18 protein-coding genes and 1 riboswitch are annotated in these 17,893 nt (G+C 68.2%); of the genes, 8 read left to right on the forward strand and 10 right to left on the reverse strand.

The features are described 5' to 3' along the window. Positions 1-47: 47 nt before the first annotated feature. Positions 48-281: a hypothetical protein gene (locus B9C99_RS06090; RefSeq protein WP_016693857.1), complete on the forward strand. Its 234-nt coding sequence runs from the start codon at positions 48-50 to the stop codon at positions 279-281. A 13-nt stretch (positions 282-294) separates the two neighbouring features. On the opposite strand, the gene B9C99_RS06095 is transcribed toward B9C99_RS06090, so the two are convergent. Then, on the reverse strand, positions 295-969 hold the full coding sequence (locus B9C99_RS06095; RefSeq protein WP_088897266.1) for a DUF3043 domain-containing protein: 675 nt from the start codon (positions 967-969) through the stop codon (positions 295-297). A 141-nt stretch (positions 970-1,110) separates the two neighbouring features. Here B9C99_RS06095 and B9C99_RS06100 point away from each other — a divergent pair, with 141 nt between their 5' ends. Continuing rightward, entirely contained in the window at positions 1,111-1,461 is a 351-nt protein-coding gene (locus tag B9C99_RS06100; RefSeq protein ID WP_006554400.1) for an iron-sulfur cluster assembly accessory protein, read from the forward strand. Between the two features lie 134 nt (positions 1,462-1,595). Beyond that, positions 1,596-2,570, forward strand: a complete 975-nt coding sequence (locus tag B9C99_RS06105; protein WP_088897267.1) for a carbohydrate kinase family protein — start codon at positions 1,596-1,598, stop codon at positions 2,568-2,570. A 73-nt stretch (positions 2,571-2,643) separates the two neighbouring features. Here B9C99_RS06105 and asnB read toward each other — a convergent pair whose 3' ends face one another. Then, entirely contained in the window at positions 2,644-4,569 is a 1,926-nt protein-coding gene (gene asnB, locus B9C99_RS06110; protein ID WP_016693853.1) for an asparagine synthase (glutamine-hydrolyzing), read from the reverse strand. A 353-nt stretch (positions 4,570-4,922) separates the two neighbouring features. Here asnB and B9C99_RS06115 point away from each other — a divergent pair, with 353 nt between their 5' ends. Together B9C99_RS06115 and B9C99_RS06120 are read left to right on the forward strand one after the other, a co-directional pair. After that, complete coding sequence (locus tag B9C99_RS06115) at positions 4,923-6,008, forward strand: cytochrome c oxidase subunit II (protein ID WP_080597719.1); 1,086 nt, start codon at positions 4,923-4,925, stop codon at positions 6,006-6,008. 33 nt (positions 6,009-6,041) lie between these two features. Continuing rightward, the gene (locus B9C99_RS06120) at positions 6,042-6,458 is read left to right on the forward strand and encodes a cytochrome c oxidase subunit 4 (protein ID WP_016693851.1); all 417 of its coding nucleotides are present in this window, start codon (positions 6,042-6,044) and stop codon (positions 6,456-6,458) included. Positions 6,459-6,557: 99 nt separating this feature from the next. On the opposite strand, the gene B9C99_RS06125 is transcribed toward B9C99_RS06120, so the two are convergent. The 6 genes from B9C99_RS06125 to B9C99_RS06150 form a co-directional block, all read right to left on the reverse strand. Continuing rightward, positions 6,558-7,568 (reverse strand): MerR family transcriptional regulator, encoded by a 1,011-nt coding sequence (locus B9C99_RS06125; protein ID WP_088897268.1) that lies wholly within the window; start codon positions 7,566-7,568, stop codon positions 6,558-6,560. A 4-nt stretch (positions 7,569-7,572) separates the two neighbouring features. Next, entirely contained in the window at positions 7,573-8,232 is a 660-nt protein-coding gene (locus B9C99_RS06130) for a HEAT repeat domain-containing protein (protein WP_088897269.1), read from the reverse strand. A 162-nt stretch (positions 8,233-8,394) separates the two neighbouring features. Next, entirely contained in the window at positions 8,395-10,056 is a 1,662-nt protein-coding gene (locus tag B9C99_RS06135; RefSeq protein WP_016693848.1) for a cytochrome bc complex cytochrome b subunit, read from the reverse strand. Then, complete coding sequence (locus tag B9C99_RS06140) at positions 10,053-11,180, reverse strand: ubiquinol-cytochrome c reductase iron-sulfur subunit (RefSeq protein ID WP_016693847.1); 1,128 nt, start codon at positions 11,178-11,180, stop codon at positions 10,053-10,055. Before B9C99_RS06140 ends, B9C99_RS06135 begins: the two co-directional genes overlap by 4 nt. Beyond that, positions 11,177-12,013: a c-type cytochrome gene (locus B9C99_RS06145; protein WP_085989386.1), complete on the reverse strand. Its 837-nt coding sequence runs from the start codon at positions 12,011-12,013 to the stop codon at positions 11,177-11,179. The genes B9C99_RS06140 and B9C99_RS06145 overlap by 4 nt, the downstream gene beginning before the upstream one ends. Before the next feature lie 100 nt (positions 12,014-12,113). Continuing rightward, the gene (locus tag B9C99_RS06150) at positions 12,114-12,728 is read right to left on the reverse strand and encodes a heme-copper oxidase subunit III (protein WP_026061499.1); all 615 of its coding nucleotides are present in this window, start codon (positions 12,726-12,728) and stop codon (positions 12,114-12,116) included. Between the two features lie 174 nt (positions 12,729-12,902). Here B9C99_RS06150 and B9C99_RS06155 point away from each other — a divergent pair, with 174 nt between their 5' ends. Further along, positions 12,903-13,361 carry a hypothetical protein gene (locus B9C99_RS06155; protein WP_088897270.1) on the forward strand — a complete coding sequence of 153 codons (459 nt, stop codon included), beginning with the start codon at positions 12,903-12,905 and terminating at the stop codon, positions 13,359-13,361. A 63-nt stretch (positions 13,362-13,424) separates the two neighbouring features. After that, positions 13,425-14,504 (forward strand): anthranilate phosphoribosyltransferase, encoded by a 1,080-nt coding sequence (gene trpD, locus B9C99_RS06160; protein ID WP_016693843.1) that lies wholly within the window; start codon positions 13,425-13,427, stop codon positions 14,502-14,504. 79 nt (positions 14,505-14,583) lie between these two features. Here the strand turns inward: trpD and B9C99_RS06165 are convergent, their stop codons facing one another. Then, positions 14,584-14,859: an Lrp/AsnC family transcriptional regulator gene (locus B9C99_RS06165; protein WP_016693842.1), complete on the reverse strand. Its 276-nt coding sequence runs from the start codon at positions 14,857-14,859 to the stop codon at positions 14,584-14,586. A gap of 32 nt (positions 14,860-14,891) precedes the next feature. Beyond that, complete coding sequence (locus tag B9C99_RS06170) at positions 14,892-16,640, reverse strand: DEDD exonuclease domain-containing protein (RefSeq protein ID WP_088897271.1); 1,749 nt, start codon at positions 16,638-16,640, stop codon at positions 14,892-14,894. Between the two features lie 450 nt (positions 16,641-17,090). After that, a riboswitch (cyclic di-AMP (ydaO/yuaA leader) is annotated at positions 17,091-17,255 on the forward strand. A gap of 15 nt (positions 17,256-17,270) precedes the next feature. Here B9C99_RS06170 and B9C99_RS06175 point away from each other — a divergent pair. Beyond that, positions 17,271-17,852, forward strand: coding sequence for a C40 family peptidase (locus B9C99_RS06175; RefSeq protein WP_059380920.1), 582 nt, complete (start codon positions 17,271-17,273; stop codon positions 17,850-17,852). Positions 17,853-17,893: the final 41 nt, after the last annotated feature.

A 17,893-nucleotide genomic window follows, 5' to 3' on the forward strand; every position in this document is an offset into this window, starting at 1 on the left:
CATTGCTGCCACTGTCGGGCAAACGAGTTCGGTCGGAGGATCGAAGCATGATCGAACTCACAGTCACCGTCGTGGTTCTGTCCACCCTGGTCGTCGGTCTCGAGGTGCTCCGCCGGCGGACCGCTCCCGCGCCGGCCTGGGTCCGGCGCGCACCCTGGCGGTTCCACTGGGAACGCCCCGCACGGACGACTCGGCCGCGGCACCGCATGTCGCAGGACATGCAGGCCGCGGCCGAGATCCGGCGGCTACCGCCGGTCGTGTGCGGTGCGCCTCACAACTGAGGTCGCTGGAAGGTCAGACGGCGTCGCCCGGGCCGACCCGGGGGAGCGGGGCACGCAGCTTCTTGATCTGGGAGGCGCGCACGAAGGCGTACCAGCCGAGCCCGAAGCCGCCGTCCGTCGAATCCGGGAAGCGCTCACGCGCCTTCTTGTTGACCATGCGCCCGAGGTAGATGCCCTCGATGATCATCAGGAACATCATCACGAACATCGCGAGCGTGACGTACTGCTGCACCACCGGTCCGAGGAACATCGACATGATGAGCACGAGCGCGAGCGGCATGAACAGACCGACGAGATTGCGCCGGCTGTCGACGATGTCGCGCACATAGGCGCGCACCGGGCCGCGGTCGCGGGGGAGCAGGTACTTCTCCTCACCCGCGAGCATCCGGTTGCGGCGCTCGGACGCGTCGGCGCGACGCTGCGCGGCGGCCGCCTTGCGTTCCTCCTTGCTCTGCGACTTGCGCGCGGCCTTGCGGCGCTCGCGTGCTTCCTTCGCAGTCAGGGGAGCAGGAGCGACGGGACCGCGACGACGGTTCTCGGCGTCGCGCCGCTTCGGCGTCGGACGCCCCTTACCGGTCGTCGTCTTCGCGGACGCGGAATCGTCGGGAGTCGCGGCCGGGGAGTCCTCGGTCGCAGGAACCTGGTGATCGGCGGAGTCGTCGGAACCACCGCGGCGTAGCAACTTCACACCACCAGGCTATGGGATAGTGGAGAGAAGCGGGAAATTCCGCACGCCATACCACGCTCGGCGCAACTCGTCCACGAGGAATAGATTCCGGCGCGGTACCGTTGAACCATCGGGTTTCGACACGAACGACAGGGAGCGCCCATGACTGTGCAGCAAGAGACCGATACTCACGGCGTCATCCTGACCGAGGCCGCCGCTGCGAAGGCGAAGGCACTGCTCGATCAGGAGGGCCGTGACGACCTCGCACTGCGTATCGCCGTGCAGCCCGGAGGCTGTGCCGGTCTGCGGTACCAGCTGTTCTTCGACGACCGCACGCTGGACGGAGACCTCACGAAGGAATTCGCCGGTGTGACGCTCGCCGTCGACCGGATGAGCGCGCCGTACGTCGAGGGTGCGTCGATCGACTTCGTCGACACCATCGAGAAGCAGGGCTTCACCATCGACAACCCGAATGCCACGGGGTCGTGCGCCTGCGGCGACTCGTTCAACTGAGCTGAGGACGCACTTCGGAACCCCGGCGCTTCACGGCGCCGGGGTTCCGTCGTTTCCGCGGTAGTACCGTGGGACCGCTACGGCTCTCCGTGTGAGCAGCCACACCATCGACATCCGCGGAAAGGCTCAGCCACGTGACCATCGCCGTGACCGGCTCCATCGCCACCGACCACCTCATGCGCTTCCCCGGCCGGTTCGCCGAGCAGCTGCTCGCCGACCAGCTCGCGCACATCTCCTTGAGCTTCCTCGTCGACGACCTCGTCGTCCGGCGCGGCGGAGTGGGCGGCAACATCGCCTTCGCGATGGGTGTCCTGGGCGGAACGCCGGTACTCGTCGGCGCCGTCGGTGCCGACTTCACCGAGTACCGCACGTGGCTCGAGGACCACGGCGTCGACTGCTCGTCGGTGCGGATCTCCCAGACCGCCCACACCGCCCGCTTCGTGTGCACCACCGACCTGGACATGGCGCAGATCGCCTCGTTCTACCCCGGTGCGATGTCCGAGGCCCGCGAGATCTCCATCGGCGACGTGGTGAACAAGCACGGCGTCGACCTCGTGCTCGTGGGCGCCAACGACCCCGACGCGATGATCCGGCACACCGAGGAGTGCCGCCGGCTCGGCGTCCCGTTCGTCGCCGATCCGTCCCAGCAGCTCGCCCGCCTGGACGGACAGCAGACCGAGCAGCTCATCGACGGCGCCGAATACCTGTTCACCAACGAGTACGAGTGGGGTCTGCTGCTGCAGAAGACCGGTCTCAGCGAGGACGAGGTGCAGGCGAAGGTCGGCATGCGCATCACCACCCTCGGCGGCGACGGCGCGAAGATCGTCGACCGCGACGGCAACCAGGTGCAGGTCGGTGTGGTTCCCGAGCGCGCCAAGGTCGACCCCACCGGTGTGGGCGACGCCTTCCGCGCCGGCTTCCTGCTCGGCCACCGCTCCGGTCTGAGCATCGAACGGGCCGCGCAGCTGGGCTCGCTGGTCGCGGTGCACGTCCTCGAGACCACCGGCACCCAGGAATGGACCTTCGACCGCACCGATGCCCTCAAGCGTCTCGCCGACGCCTACGGCACCGCGGCAGCCGACGAGATCGGCGCGGTCCTCGGCGCCTGATCGCCGGCCCCGGAACGACGAACGGCCGCCAGCACCCGGTAGGGGAGCTCGCGGCCGTGTCTCGTCGTGACCGTCAGATCTCGACCGGGTAGGCCGGCTCCTGGATCTGCGGCACGATGCGCTTCTCCACGAAGATGCCGTGCCAGATCATGAAGCACAGCACCGTCCACAAGCGGCGGCTGTGATCGATCGGGCCGGTGCGGTGCTCGTCGAGCATCTTCGCCACCGCGGCCTTGTCGAGCAGGTGGTCGGTCTGCGACTCGGCGATCACCTCGTGCGCCCAGTCGAACAGCTCCGTGCCGGCCAGCCAGTGCCGCAACGGCACCGGGAAGCCCAGCTTCGCGCGGTGCAGCACGTGCGGCGGGACGATGCCCTCCAACGCCTGCCGCAGCGCGTACTTGGTCGTCTGTTTGGTGATCTTCTGCTCCAGCGGAACCTGCGACGCCACCCGGAACACCTCGGAGTCCAGGAACGGCACGCGCAGCTCGAGCGAGTTCGCCATCGTCATCTTGTCGGCCTTGACGAGGATGTCGCCGCGCAGCCACGTGAACAGGTCGAGATGTTGCATCCGCGCCACCGGATCCCAGCCCGCCGACTGCGCGTAGATCGGCGCGGTGACGTCCTGATGCGTCCACTCCGGACGGAAGTCGCGCAGCACCGAGCGCAGCTGCGCGTCGTTGAAGCTGCGGGCGTTGCCGTAGTAGCGCTCCTCGAGCGTCATCGAGCCACGGTGCAGCAGGCTCTTGCCGCGCGTGCCCTCCGGGATCCGCTCCGACAGCTTTCCGGCGGCCCGCCGCAGCGCCGGCGGCAGGAACTCGAACGGACGCAGCGACAGCGGCTCGCGGTAGATCGTGTAACCGCCGAACAGCTCGTCGGCACCCTCACCGGACAGCACGACCTTGACGTGCTTGCGCGCCTCGCGGGCGATGAACCACAGCGGCACGAGCGCCGGATCGGCCACCGGATCGTCGAGATACCAGATGATCTCCGGGATGGCCGCGGCGAACTCACTGGGGGAGACCACCCGCACCACGTGCCGGGCGCCGATCGCGGCGGCCGACTCCGCGGCGACGTCGACCTCGGAGTAGCCCTCCCGCTCGAAACCGGCGGTGAAGGTGATGAGCTTCGGGTTGTGGCGCATCGCCAGCGCGGCGATGGCCGTGGAGTCGATGCCACCCGAGAGGAACGACCCGACGGTCACGTCGGCGCGCATGTGCTTGGCCACCGAGTCCTCGAGGGCCTCGGCGATCTCGCGGTAACGATCCTGCTCGCGGCCGGCCGCGAACGGCCGGACCGGGAAGGTGGGGTGGAAGTAGCGCGTGATCTCGGGCTCGGCGCCGGGCGTGATGCGCGCGTAGCAGCCCGATTCGAGGCGGCGGATCCGCCGGTGCAGCGTCTCGGGCTCGGGAACGTACTGCAGCACCGTGTAGTGCTCGATCGCACGGGGATCGAGCTCGGTGTCGATGCCGATCACGTCGGCGAGCTCGAGCAGGCTCTTCTTCTCGCTGCCGAAGGCCGTACCGCCGGTACCGGTCGCGAGGAACAGCGGCTTGATGCCGAACGGGTCGCGGGCGACGAACAGCTCGCGGGTGTGCGTGTCCCAGATCGCGAAGGCGAACATGCCCCGCAGGCGCTGGACGGCGCGCACGCCCCAGTGGTGGTAGGCCGCGACGATCGCCTCGCTGTCGCCCTCGGTCGCGAAGGAGGTGCCGAAGGTCTCGGCGAGTTCCTTGCGCAGTTCGAGATAGTTGTAGATCTCACCGTTGAAGGTCAGCGCGTAGCGGTCGGGCTGCTCCGGCGGACCCCAGCGCAGCGGCTGATGCGAGTGCGCGATGTCGATGATCGACAACCGGTTGAATCCGAAGACGAGGTCGGCGTCGTGCCAGGTGCCGTGCTCGTCGGGGCCGCGATGGCGCAGGCAGTGCATCGCGGAGTCCACCTTCGCGACGGCGTCGTCGCTGGTGCCGTCAGTGGTCAGAAACCCGAGCAATCCGCACACGCGTGGGTTACCTCATTCCGGTCGGGGGTGTCGCGAAGAACCCCGGTGGGTGCCCAGCGCGGGACACCGCACCGCGCATGACACCGGGAACTACCACTCGGGGTCCGGCGTTGGTTCTACCGAAGTATGCCGCAGACGGTCGACACCGGGCAGCCGCGCCCGGGCGCCACCGATGATCACTCGTCCGACAGGAGAAAACCGACGTCACGAGCCGGGTCTTCCGGTCGAAACGCCCAGTCCGACACTTTCTTCGTGCCCCGGCGATGGATAGCGCCCGGGTTTGGTCTACGCTGCGTAGTAATTGGGCCGGCCCTCCGGGTGTGCCCTAGTGGAATTGCGGCGATCAGGAAGGCGTGAACGTGGCGCAAGGTCGGATCCTTCGGCGGTTCGGGCTCGCAGCATCACTCGGCATTGCAGCCTTGGTGCTGACCGGGTGCTCGAGCGAAGAAATCCTTCGTTTCGGCTGGCCGGAGGGCATCACTCCTCAGGCCGAGCGTATGCGTGAACTGTGGACGTGGTCGGTTGTCGCCGCCCTCGTCATGGGAATTCTCGTGTGGGGACTCACCTTCTGGGTGATCATCGCCTACCGGCGTCGGAAGGACGATCCGGAGTTCCCGCGTCAGACGGCGTACAACGTGCCGCTCGAGCTGGCTTACACCGCGGCGCCGTTCGTCGCCGTCTGTGTTCTCTTCTACTTCACGGTCGTGGTCCAGAACTACGTCCTGGAGAAGGAGGACAACCCGAACGTCGTCGTCGACGTGACGGCATTCCAGTGGAACTGGAAGTTCGGTTACCGGACCATCGATCTGCAGGACGGCACCGCGCGGTACGACGGCACCGACGAGGTCGCCCAGGACGCGGTCGCACTGCAGCCGTACGAGCCGGGCACCGACGGCGAGCACTCGAACGACGAGGGCGGACATGGTGAGGCTCCGGGCCCCATCCACGGCAAGCCCACGGAGGACCTGTCCTACCTCCACTACGACAAGATCGAGACGATCGGCACCAGCGAAGAGATTCCGGTGCTCGTGCTGCCCACCGGTAAGCGCATCGAGTTCCAGCTCGCGTCGTCCGACGTCATCCACGCCTTCTGGGTGCCGGAGTTCCTGTTCAAGCGTGACGTGAACCCGAACCCGTACGAGAACAACTCCGATCCGGTCTTCCAGATCTCCGAGATCGAGCGTGAGGGCGCGTTCGTCGGCCGCTGCGCCGAGATGTGCGGCACCTACCACGCGATGATGAACTTCGAGGTCCGCGCGGTCAGCCCGGAGGACTTCGCCCGGTACATCGAGCTCCGCAAGCCGGTCGAGGACGGCGGCGAAGGCCTGTCGAACGCTCGTGCGCTCGAAGCCATCGGCCAGAGCCCGATCGCGACCTCGACGACTCCGTTCAAGACCGACCGCACGGACCGGGCGGCGACCGTCGCCGCCGGCGAGTGACGGCCACCCCCTCCGACAAGGACAAGTGCTGATATGAAGATCGAAGCCAAGCTCTTCGAGGTCGTGACGGTGTTCTTCGTGCTCGTCGCCATCGTGTACGGCGTGTTCACCGGGCTCTCGGACAAGGGCATCGAATGGGCCGGCCTCACGGCCATCGTCCTCTCCGCCGGGCTGACCCTGATCGTCGGAACGTACTTCCGCTTCGTCGCTCGTCGTCTCGACACCCGTCCCGAGGACTACGAGGACGCCGAGGTCAGCGACGGCGCGGGCGATCTCGGTTTCTTCAGTGCGGGTAGCTACTGGCCGATCCTGCTCGCCGGTGCAGCCGCTTTCGCCGCCATCGCGCTGGCGTTCTACCAGCCCTGGATGATCGTCCTCGCGGTCGCACTCATCCTGGCTGCAGCCGCCGGCCTCGTGTTCGAGTACCACATCGGACCCGAGAAGCACTGAGCCGACACTCTCGACGCACACGGGCGCCGCACCTTCAGGTGCGGCGCCCGTGTCGTTTCCGGTGTCGTCCTCAGGGTGTCGTTCTCGGGGTTTCGTTCTTCAGGGAGCCCGGCGGGTGGTGAGGACGACCCTCGCGGTCGCCGCGACCGTGCGATCCGGGTCGTCGCTCAGCGCCGCGAGAGCGTCGTCGGCGGCCGGTCCGGGGATCTCCGCGAGGGCCTGCGTGAGACGCAGCCGGACACCGGCATCGCCCGCGCCGCCGAGTGCGAGCTGCAGCGACCGCACGATCTTCACGGACGACAGCGGCCGATCCGCGAGCACGCCCAGAACCTCGGCGGCCTCGACGTCCGACCGGCCCTCCACGATCATCTCCATGAGCACGGGTACCGCGGCGTCCACCCCGCGCGCCCCGAGCGTCAGAGCCGCCGTGGAGCGCGCCTTGGCATCGGCGTCGCCGAGAGCCTCCTCCAGGAGCGTCGTCGATTCGGGCACACGGAGTTCCGCGAGCGTCGTGATCGCCCGTCGCCGCACCGGCACCTCGTCGGAACGCAGGCCCTCCGCGAGTGCCGGCAGCGCAGCGTCGACCGCACCCACCGATCGGGCGAGCGACCAACGCAGAGCGCCGGCGACGAACGGATCCTCCTCCGACAGCGCCGCCCGGACCAGCGCTGCGACCGGCAGCGTCGTGTCCTCGTCCTGGGACAGGATCGCCTGCTGGCGCCGCGAGCCGGAATCGGATTCGAACGCGCGCAGCAAGGCGACGAGGCGCAGGACGTCGTCCCAATCCGTGGGTGAGGCCGAGTCGACGCCCTCCAGGCGAGCGAGGAGCTCGGTCTCGGCGGCGATCCGTTCGCGCGTGTGCGCGATCAGCTCCTGCACCAGCTCCGCCGGCGCGAAATCCGGCTCCCGCAACGCTCGTCCGACCTCGTCGAGAGACAGACCGAGACTCCGGAGACTCTCCACGTGGAAGAGCCTCCGGAGGTCGTCCGCGGTGTACTCGCGGTAGCCGCCCGAGGTGCGGCCCGTCGGCGTCACGAGCCCCAGGCGGTCGTAGTGCCGCAGCATGCGGGTGCTGACACCGGACCGCCGCGAGATCTCACCGATCAGCATCGGCTCACTCCCGGACCGCGTCCGCGCCGAGTGCGGCGACGCGTTTCGCCGACTCCACCGAGAGGACGAACGCGCTGTCGGGGTCGACGCGGATCCGTTCGGTGGCCTCCGCGTGGGCGCGGACGCGCGGATCGGGACTGCTCGTCGCCGCGCGCAGGACCGGCACCGCGGCCTCGTCGAGCGCCGCGAGAGCGTGACCGAGGCTCAGTTGCAGGTCGTGGTCGCCGCGACCCAGTTCGGCGCCCAGAGCGGCAGCGAGGCCGCTTTCCGAGCCCGGTGGCACGAGAGCGATCGCCGCGCGCCACGCGCTGCGTGCCACCTCGTCGTGCTCGTCGTGGAGCATCGCCGCGACCTTCGGCCACGCGACGGGATCGCCGATCTTCGACAACGTGTGCAGGGCCTGGCTGCGTGCCTGCGCGACGTCCGAGGCGAGTTCGGCGAGCAGACGCGGCACGGTCGTCTCGGCCGGTAGGCGGCACAGTGCCCAGGTCAGCATGTCGCGGACGAAGAAGTCCGGCTCCACCGCGCACCGGTCGACGAGAGCGGTCACCGTTCCGGGATCGGCTGCGGTACCCGACTCGAGTGCGGCGCGCAGACGCACGGAGGCGTCGGCGGCGGAGAGGGCCTCGACGAGGCGGGTGGACGGGTCGTGATGTGTGCGCATGGAAGGCACCTCCTTCACGACCCATTCGAGCGCTTGTCACAGTGTCAAGGTCAAGACGTACGCCCCGGACGATATCCGGTGGGGGAGGGGACGACCCCCGAACGACGAACGGGGCCCCGGACCGTGATGGTCCGGGGCCCCGTTACGAGCCGCTGGTGCGGATCAGTGCTGCGACTTGTCGGGCAGCTGGGCTGCGCCGTCTCCGTTGCCGTGGACGCGCTCCTGGTACTCGCGGAGCGTGTTCCGCAGCTCGAGCTGGGCCTCGTGGTGGGCGGCCTCGAGCGCGGCGGCCTCGTCGGCCGGGTCCGGGCTCCACCAGCTGCCGGAGCCGGGCTTGCCGGCGGTGCCGAGCTTGTTCATCCGCTTCGGAACCGGGGCGGCCTGGTACTCCAGCGGGATCGGATGGCCGTGCTCGTCCACCGGGCCGAGCGGCTGGTGGATCTCGATGTACTCGCCGGTCGGCAGGCGACGGACGATGCCCGTCTCGATGCCGTGCTCGAGCACCTGGCGGTCGCTGCGCTGCAGACCCAGGCAGAACCGGTACGCGATGTAGTAGGCGAGCGGCGGGAGCAGGACGAGACCGATGCGGCCCATCCAGGTCGTCGCGTTGATCGAGATGTCGAACTTGTACGCGATGATGTCGTTGACACACATGATCGTGGCGACGGCGTAGAACGCCAGGGCCATGAACCCGAGACCGGTGCGGACCGGCACGTCGCGCGGACGCTGCAGCAGGTTGTGGTGCGCGTCGTCCTTGGTGAACTTCTTCTCGATCCACGGGTAGACCGTGAGCACGACGAACACCAGGCCCATGATCAGCGCGATCCAGAACGGCTGCGGGATCGTGTACCGGCCGAACGGGTACAGCTCCCAGGCCGGCCAGATACGGGCCATGCCGTCCGTCCACATCATGTAGATGTCGGGCTGCGAGCCGGCGGACACCTGAGACGGGTTGTACGGACCGATGTTCCAGACCGGGTTGATCTGCAGCAGACCGGACATCAGGGCGAGCACCGCGAAGGTCATCGCGAAGAACGCACCGGACTTGACGGCGAAGACCGGGAGGATACGAACGCCGACGACGTTCTGCTCCGTGCGGCCGGGGCCGGGGAACTGCGTGTGCTTCTGGTACCAGACCAGCGCGAGGTGCGCGGCGATCAGGGCCAGGATGATGCCCGGGACGAGCAGCACGTGCAGCACGTAGAAGCGCGGGATGATCAGGTCACCCGGGAAGTCGCCACCGAAGATCGCCCAGTGCATCCACGAACCGATGATCGGGATCGAGAGGGTGATGCCCGAGAACGCGGCGCGGAGGCCGGTGCCCGAGAGCAGATCGTCGGGGAGCGAGTAACCGAAGAAGCCTTCGAACATCGCCAGGATGAGCAGCAGCGAGCCGATCACCCAGTTGGCCTCGCGCGGACGCCGGAACGCACCGGTGAAGAACACGCGCAGCAGGTGGACGACGATCGACGCGGCGAACATCAGTGCTGCCCAGTGGTGGATCTGTCGCACGAACAGACCACCGCGGACCTCGAAGGAGAGGTTCAGGGTCGTCTCGTAGGCGCGGGACATACCCACGCCGCGCAGCGGCGTGTAGACGCCGTCGTAGACGACGTGCGCCATCGACGGATCGAAGAACAGGGTGAGGAAGACACCCGAGATCAACAGGATGACGAAGCTGTAGAGCGCGATCTCACCCAGGAGGAAGGACCAGTGGGTGGGGAACACCTTGTTGATCTGGCGACGGATACCGGCGGACAGGTGGTAGCGAGAATCGAGGTTCTCGCCGATCTGTGCGGCGCGGGTTGGGGTTGCAGTACTCACGATCGACGCTCCCAGAATGCCGGGCCGAGTGCCTCGATGAAGTCACCGTTGGCGACCAGGAAGCCCTCTTCGTTCACTGTAATCGGAAGCTGCGGCAGTGCGCGAGCAGCGGGACCGAAAATCGGCTTGCCGTACTCCAGTGCATCGAACTGCGACTGGTGGCACGGGCACAGGATGCGGTGCGTCTGCTGCTCGTAGAGCGAGGTCGGGCAGCCGAGGTGCGTGCAGATCTTCGAGTACGCGAAGTAGTCGCCGTAGTTGAAGCTCTCCTGGCCCTTGCGCTTGACGACACGCTCGGTGTCCTCGGTGCGCAGACGGATGAGCATGACGGCGTTACGGATGCCGCGCAGGCTGTCGAGCAGAGCGTGCTCGTCGCCGCGATCGGACTCGCGGAAGGGGAACACCGTCTCCATACCGCCGGCGTCGAGGTCCTCCGGGCGGACCAGGACGATGTCCTGGGGACGGCCGGTGTCGCGACGCAGGTAGATGGTCTCGCCGGGGTAGCGCGGGGTCCAGCCCGACACCCACAGCGACGACTCGTCACCCTCGGCCCACGGGTTCTTGATCAGGCCACCGAGCGGCATGATCAGACCCAGGCCGAGCGCGCCACCACCGAAGATCGCGGTGCGCTTGATCAGTTTGCGACGCGGCAGGGTCGACGTCTCGAGCGAGTCGGACAACTCGGCCACGATCGTCTTGCGATCGACCTCGGACGATCCGCCGTCGTGCCGATCCTGGATCGACACCTCTTCGGGGATGAACTTCTTGGTGAACTGCACCGCGCCCACACCGATGCCGAGGATCGACAAACCCAGCGTCAGGCCGAGCATCGGGGTGTAGAGGCTGTACCAGCCGTAGTTCTCCTCGCCCATGCCCTGGTACTCCCACGGCCAGAACAGGTAGATCGCGATGAACGCGATTCCCGCGATACCCGCGAGGGCGAACCAGAAGGCGACGTTGCGCTCGGCCCGCTTCTCGGCCCGCGTGCCCTCGACGGGCCAGCGGTCCTTGCGGAACGCGACGTCGACACCGTCGAGGTTCGTGCCGAGCGTGACGAGGTCGTCCCGGCTCATCCGGTCGAGATCTTCGACCGTGTGCTTGTTCGGCGTTTCGCCGCCACTCATGACCTTGCTCCGATCCACAGTGCAGCGCCGACGACGGCGACGATGCCGACGACCCACATGGTCGGCCCTTCGGCGCCGGGGCCGAAGCCGCCGAGCCCGTAGCCACCCGGGTCCCTCGTCTCACTGGCGGACTTGATGTACGCGATGATGTCCTGCTTCTCCTCGACCGTCAGCTGACGATCGGAGAACTTCGGCATGTTCTGGGGGCCGGTGAGCATCGCGGTGTAGATCTGCTGCTCGCTGGCCGGATCCAGGTTCGGTGCGAACTTGCCGGACGAGAGCGCGCCGCCGCGTCCGGTGAAGTTGTGGCACGACGCGCAGTTCTGGCGGAAGAGCTCCGAACCGCGTCCGATGTCGTTGCCGCGCAGCGACGACTGGGCGATCTCGCCGTTCTCGTCGCGGATGACCGTCGGGCCTCCACCGTTGGCCTGGATGTACGCGCCGAGGGCGTCGACCTGCGCACCGTCGAACTTCGGGTCCTTGCGGAGCGCCTGGGCCTCGTTGCGCATCATCGGCATGCGGCCCGAGGAGACCTGGAAGTAGACGGCGGCCTCGCCGACACCGATCAGGCTGGGGCCACGGTCCTGGACGCCCTGGAGGTTGACACCGTGACAGGTCACGCAGGAGGTCTCGTAGAGCTGCTGACCCTCGCGGATCAGAGCGCTCTGGTCGTCCTGCGCGGTGGCCACCTGCGGGGCAGGCGTCAGCGCGGAGGCGATGAAGCCTGCGCTGAGGAGACCGAGCGCGAGGACCAACGCTCCGGTGACGCGCCGGCGCATCTTGCGCTGGCGGCGGGACTTCGCAGCGTCTGCTGCAGAGGATCGACCGGGCATGTCACCCTCGGAGGCGAGAGGTGGGGATGAACTCATCTGTATCCCTTTTTTTATGTCGGGACGGACTGGACGTCAGGGGGCTGCCTGGGCGTTCAGCTGGCTAACGGATGAAATAAATCGTGGCAAACAGCGCGATCCAAACGATGTCGACGAAGTGCCAGTAATACGAAACGACGATGGCTGCAGTGGCCTGCGCAGGCGTGAACTTGCTGACCTTCGTGCGGAACAGCAGGAACACGAATGCGATGAGGCCGCCGATGACGTGCAGGCCGTGGAAGCCGGTGGTCATGTAGAACACCGAGCCGTAGACGCTGCCCGGGATGGTCGTGCCGTGCTCCACCAGGTGGATGTACTCGTAGCCCTGGCCGAGCACGAAGAAGGTGCCCATGGCGAGGGTGACGATGTACCACCGTCGCAGTCCGAACACGTCGCCGCGCTCGGCAGCGAACACGCCCAGCTGGCAGGTGAAGGAGGACGCGATCAGCACCATGGTCACCGGCACGGCGAGCCACAGGTTCAGCTCGGTCGGAGGCGGAGGCCACATGCCCTCCGGGGCCTGTGCCCGTGCCACGAAGTACATGGCGAAGAGCCCTGCGAAAAACATGAGCTCACTGGACAACCACACGATGGTGCCGACGCTGACCAGGTTGGGCCGGTTCAACGAGTGCACGCGCTGTGTGATTGCAGATCCTGAAGTCCCTACTGCGCTCGTCACGCTGGCTAGTATGACCCGTCGTAGTACGTCTTGGGCAATCGGGGCCGAAATCGGCGCGTCCGTGCAGGTCCCGGACCTGTATTTCTCCAGGTGGGCACTCGGTGGCGGGTGCTCGGAGGGGTGTCACACGGGACATTTCGGAGGGTCGCGGAGGTCACGTGCGATCGTGGTGACATGAGTACCGGAAAGGGTCTTCGGGGGTGGCTGCGGTCCCTGGTCGGCCGGCGCAGTGAACCGCTCGACGCGAACCGGGCCGACCTGGTCGTGGTCGTCTCGTCCTTCGACGACGCGGAGGCGTGTTCGACGGCACTCGAGCGTGCCGCCGAGGCGACGCCTGCGTGGCGGGCCGAGGACGAGGCGGTTCTGCGGCACCACCTGGCCCTGCCCGCCGACACGGTGGACCGGGCGGCGGAACTGGCCGGGCAGGACGGTTACGTCGTGGCCGGAACCGACGACGGGAACGTTCCACCCGCTGCCGTCGTCGGTGGTGCTTCCGTGATCCTGCAACGCGTCCAGATCCTCGATGCGCTGCACTGTGCACAGGAGAAGTCGCGGATGGCCTCGCTCGCCCAGCGGCTCGGCGGAACGGCCCTGGGATGGGACGCTCTGCAACCGCAGGATTCCGCTGGCTAAGCTGACCGGTCGGAGGGCACGCCGGTGCCCGGTGAGGAGCGAGATGCGGCGAGGGCAGGTGCGATGAACGCGACGCGAGACGCGGACGAGGTGACGCAGAACTGGCCCTCCGTCCTGGGTGTACTCACCGCCGGGCAGGACCTGTCCGCCGCCGAGGCGCGATGGGCGATGAGCGAGATCTTCTCCGACAACGCCACCCCCGCCCAGATCGCGGCCTTCGGTGTCGCTCTGAAGATGAAGGGCGAGACACCCGAGGAGGTGCGGGCACTCGCCGACACGATGCTCGACTACGCCCGGCTGGTCCCGGTCGACGGTGATGTCGTCGACGTCGTGGGCACCGGTGGCGATCGGGCGAACACCGTCAACATCTCCACGATGGCCTCGCTGGTCGTCGCTGCAGCCGGTATCCGCGTGGTCAAGCACGGCAACCGCGCCGCCTCGTCCAAGAGCGGCGGCGCCGACGTGCTCGAAGCGCTCGGGGTGCACATCGACCTCGGGCCCGACGAGGTGGCCCACTCGGTCGCCGAGGCAGGGATCGGATTCTGTTTCGCGCCGGTCTACCACCCGGCACTGCGCTTCGCGGCCGCACCGCGCAAGCAGATCGGTATCCCGACGGTCTTCAACGTCCTCGGCCCGCTCACCAATCCGGCCCGTCCGAGCGCCGGCCTGATCGGATGCGCCTTCGAACCGCTCGTCCCGACCGTCGCGGGCGTGCTCGCGCAGCGCGGCAACTCGGCGCTCGTCGTGCGCGGCGACGACGGTCTCGACGAACTGACCACCTCCACGACCTCGAGCGTGCACATCGTCCACGGTGGCGAGGTTCGGGTCGTGACGCTCGATCCGCGCGACCTGGGTATCGAACGGGTTCCGCTCGAGGCGCTCCGCGGGGGCGACGCCACGGAGAACGCGGCGGTCGCGAGGGCCGTCCTGGCGGGGGAGAAGGGACCGGTGCGCGACGCCGTGCTCCTCAACGCGGCCGGGGCGATCGCAGCCTTCCGAGGCGTCGACGGCGTTCTCGAGGATGCCCTCGCGGCCGGACTCGGGACGGCGGCGGAGGCGATCGACAGCGGCCGGGCCACGGCCGTCCTGGAGCGGTGGGCCGAGGTCACCACGCGGCTGGGTGCCGGTTCCGGACAGAAGTGACCGGAGAACAGTAAGGACACACGAACGGGCCCGCACTGCACAGGTGCGGGCCCGTCGGTCGTCGGTGATGCTGCCGGTGTCAGTTCCCGATCGAGAAGCCGGCCTCGACGTCGGCGCTCGAGTACGACTGGAACGCGATGTGGGTGACGGTCTTCGTCACGCCGTCGATCTTGTTGATGCCCCGGGTGACGACGTCGGCGATTTTCTCGTGATCGCGGACCCGGACGACGGCCACGAGGTCGACGTCGCCCGCGCAGGAGTACACCGTGTCGACGCCGTCGAGGTCGGCCACCGCTTGCGCGGTCTCGGGGATACGGTTCGCCTCGGCATCGATCAGGACGATCGCGTTGATCATGGGGTCTCCTTCAACCTTCCTCGGGGATTGCATCAGCCTAAGCGGTGCGGCTCGTCGGCGGAGAGGAGCCTGCGGACAGCACGGGCGTCGCGTGCGAGCTCGGCCCACGCGCTCCACCGGCCCGCACCCCGCGTCGGTTCGCACCAGCCGTCGCTGGCCCGGACGATGCGGATGCCCTCGCCGTCGAGCCATCGCGCCACCAGACCGATCTCCTCCGGGGACGCGCCGCGGAGCGGGCCGGGTGACGGCCGCACCGTCTCGGCCGCGGCGACGATCGCCTCGACGACGGGCATCGGGCGCACACCGCGCGGTGCCACTCCGGCGGACGCGAGACGACCGGCGCGGACGACGGCGAACTCCCACCCGCCCTCGGCCCGCGGTCGCGCGGCGACGAGTTCGTCGACGGCCGCCAGTGCCGCGAGGCGTTGCGTGCGCCGCAGTGCGACGAGAGCGGCGGCGAGGCGGTCGCGCAGGTGGGCGGCGTTCTCGAACAGTTGGTCGCGTACGAGGGCATCGAGGCGCTCCTGCGCCGTCTCGACGGCATCGTCGGCGGTCCCGCGGACGACTGCGCGCGCACGCTCGACCTGGGCCCCATAGGCGGAAGCGTCCTGGACTCCGAAGGAGGCGGCGGCACAGCCTCCGACGGCGACGGGCGGGCAGCGGTCGCCGTGGCGGGCCGTACGGCCGATCCTGCGCGTGCATGTGCGCAGACCGCACATCTCCGCGAGCAGTGCCGCGATGTCCGCGGCGTCGGCGCGCACCGAGAACGGGCCGACCGAGTCGGGTCCGGGGGTGCGGCTCACGGCCAGGCGCGGGAACGCCTCGTCGGTGAGGATGATCCACCAACCGCGCATCGGATACTTCGATCTGCGGTTGTAGGGAGGTGTGTGGGCCGCGATCAAGCGGAGTTCGCGGACACCTGCCTCGAGCCCGTGGGCGCATTCGACGTGATCGATGCGTGTGGTGAGCGCGACCATCTCGCGCAACCGCGGTCGTGTCTCGGAGCCGGTGAAATAGGTACGGACACGCCGGTGCAGATCGACCGCTGTGCCGACGTACAGCACCTCGTCGGACGGTCCCCGGAACATGTAGACGCCGGGTCTGCGCGGAAGGTGCGCGGCGAGCGCGCGTTTGGCCCTCTGCTCGGCGGTGACCACCGGCATGTAGTCGCGCAGTTCGGTGAGGCTGTGGACGCCCTGGTTGCCGACCCGCTCGATGAGGGCGTGCAGGACGTCCACGGTGGCGCGCGCGTCGTCCAGGGCGCGGTGAGTGGGCACGGTGGAGACCCGGAACAGTTCGGCCAATGCGGACAGCTTCACCGACGGCGCTTCGTCGCGTCCGAGGACGCGGCGGGCCAGCTTGACGGTGCACAGCACCTGGAAGCGGGGCCACGCGAGTTCGCACTTCGCGGTGGCGGCCTTGAGGAAGCCGACATCGAATCCGGCGTTGTGTGCGACGAGCACCGCTCCGGACGCGAATTCCAGGAAGGCGGGCAGCACCTCCTCGATCTTGGGCGCCGCATAGACCATCGCTGTGGTGATGCCGGTGAGCTGCACGATGTACGGGGGAATGGGTCGTCCCGGATCGACGAGGGTCGCGAACTCGCCGAGCACCTCGCCCCCGCGGATCTTCACCGCGCCGATCTCGGTGATGGCGTCCTCGGCAGCCTTCCCGCCCGTCGTCTCGAGGTCGACGACGACGAAGGTGGTCTCGCGCAGGGGAGTGTCGAGCTCGTCGAAACCGAGTTGCACGCCGAGGGCGGATGGTTGCGGCGAGGTCATGCGGCAGAGCCTAGGAAGCGTCACCGACACACCGCCGAGCGGGCTTCGGAGTGGCCGCCGGAGGTGGTGGAGACGAGGATCACATCGCGCTTTTCTCGGCCCGATAGGGGGTAGACGAAAGCCGGAAAACAGACCGATCGGCCTCCGAGGACGACAAACCGGCGAATCGGGCGCATCGCCTCGTGAACAGCCGGTAGGTCCGGACGTTCTGACCTGGTTCTTCCGGAAAGGACTCGGGTGAAACGGGCGCCGGGCCTCCCTCGGGTGGAGGTGTGCCGAACAGAGGCTGTTACCGCGCCGTTATCGGACCGTTGCTCCGCGACGGCATTCCCCCAGGAGCGGGCCGAAACGGTCGGCTCGAACGGCGAGGCGGTCGACTTCACCGATGCCGTTTCGTAATCTTTTCGAGACCGAGCGGAGAGTTTTCCGCCCCACCCCCGGGTCGGAGCCGCACGGTTACCGCCTAATCGCTTCTCCCGTCCTCGGGGGCGGCGAGCCGGGGACCCACACGTAGTACTCGGGGTGAATCCCCTCCGCCGCTCGCGGGGAGGGGTAGGGCTGATCTTCCGGCCCGAACCCGTCAGCTAACTCGGTCGGCGGGTGAACGGAAGAAACGGAGAACGTCCCCTCGTGGTTTCGAACAACAGCAAGCGCACCGTCCGGCGCGCACTCGTCGCCGGTGCCATTGCTCTCGGAGCAGTCACCGTCTCGGCCGGCCCGGCGATGGCCGAGCCGATCAACATTCCCGGTGTCGGAACGTTCGACCTCCCGGCCGGTGTGACCGTGCCGCCGGAGATCGCCAACATCGTTCCGCCGGCCCCCGAGGCCGCCCCCGCGCCTCAGGCCGGTTCCTTCACCGCCCCCTTCAGCTCCGTCGGCCAGCGTGCTGCCGACGCCGCACAGTCGAAGATCGGTGCCCCCTACGTCTACGGCGCTGCGGGCCCGAGCTCCTTCGACTGCTCGGGTCTCGTGCAGTGGGCCTACAAGCAGGCCGGTCTGAGCGTCCCGCGCACCAGCTACGAGCAGGCCTCCGCCGGCGCTCCGGTCGACGTCGCGGCTCTGCAGCCCGGTGACGTCGTGTCCTTCTACGGCGGCAGCCACACCGGCATCTACATCGGCGGCGGCAACATCGTGCACGCCTCCACCTCGAGCCAGCCGGTCAAGATCGCACCGCTGAACTCGATGCCTGTCGACGGCGCCCGTCGCTTCTGATCGGTCGGCGCACGTCGCTTCTGATCGGCCGGAGCTCCCCC

It is taken from the genome of Rhodococcus sp. BUPNP1 (genome assembly GCF_002215235.1).
Lineage (GTDB): Bacteria > Actinomycetota > Actinomycetes > Mycobacteriales > Mycobacteriaceae > Rhodococcus.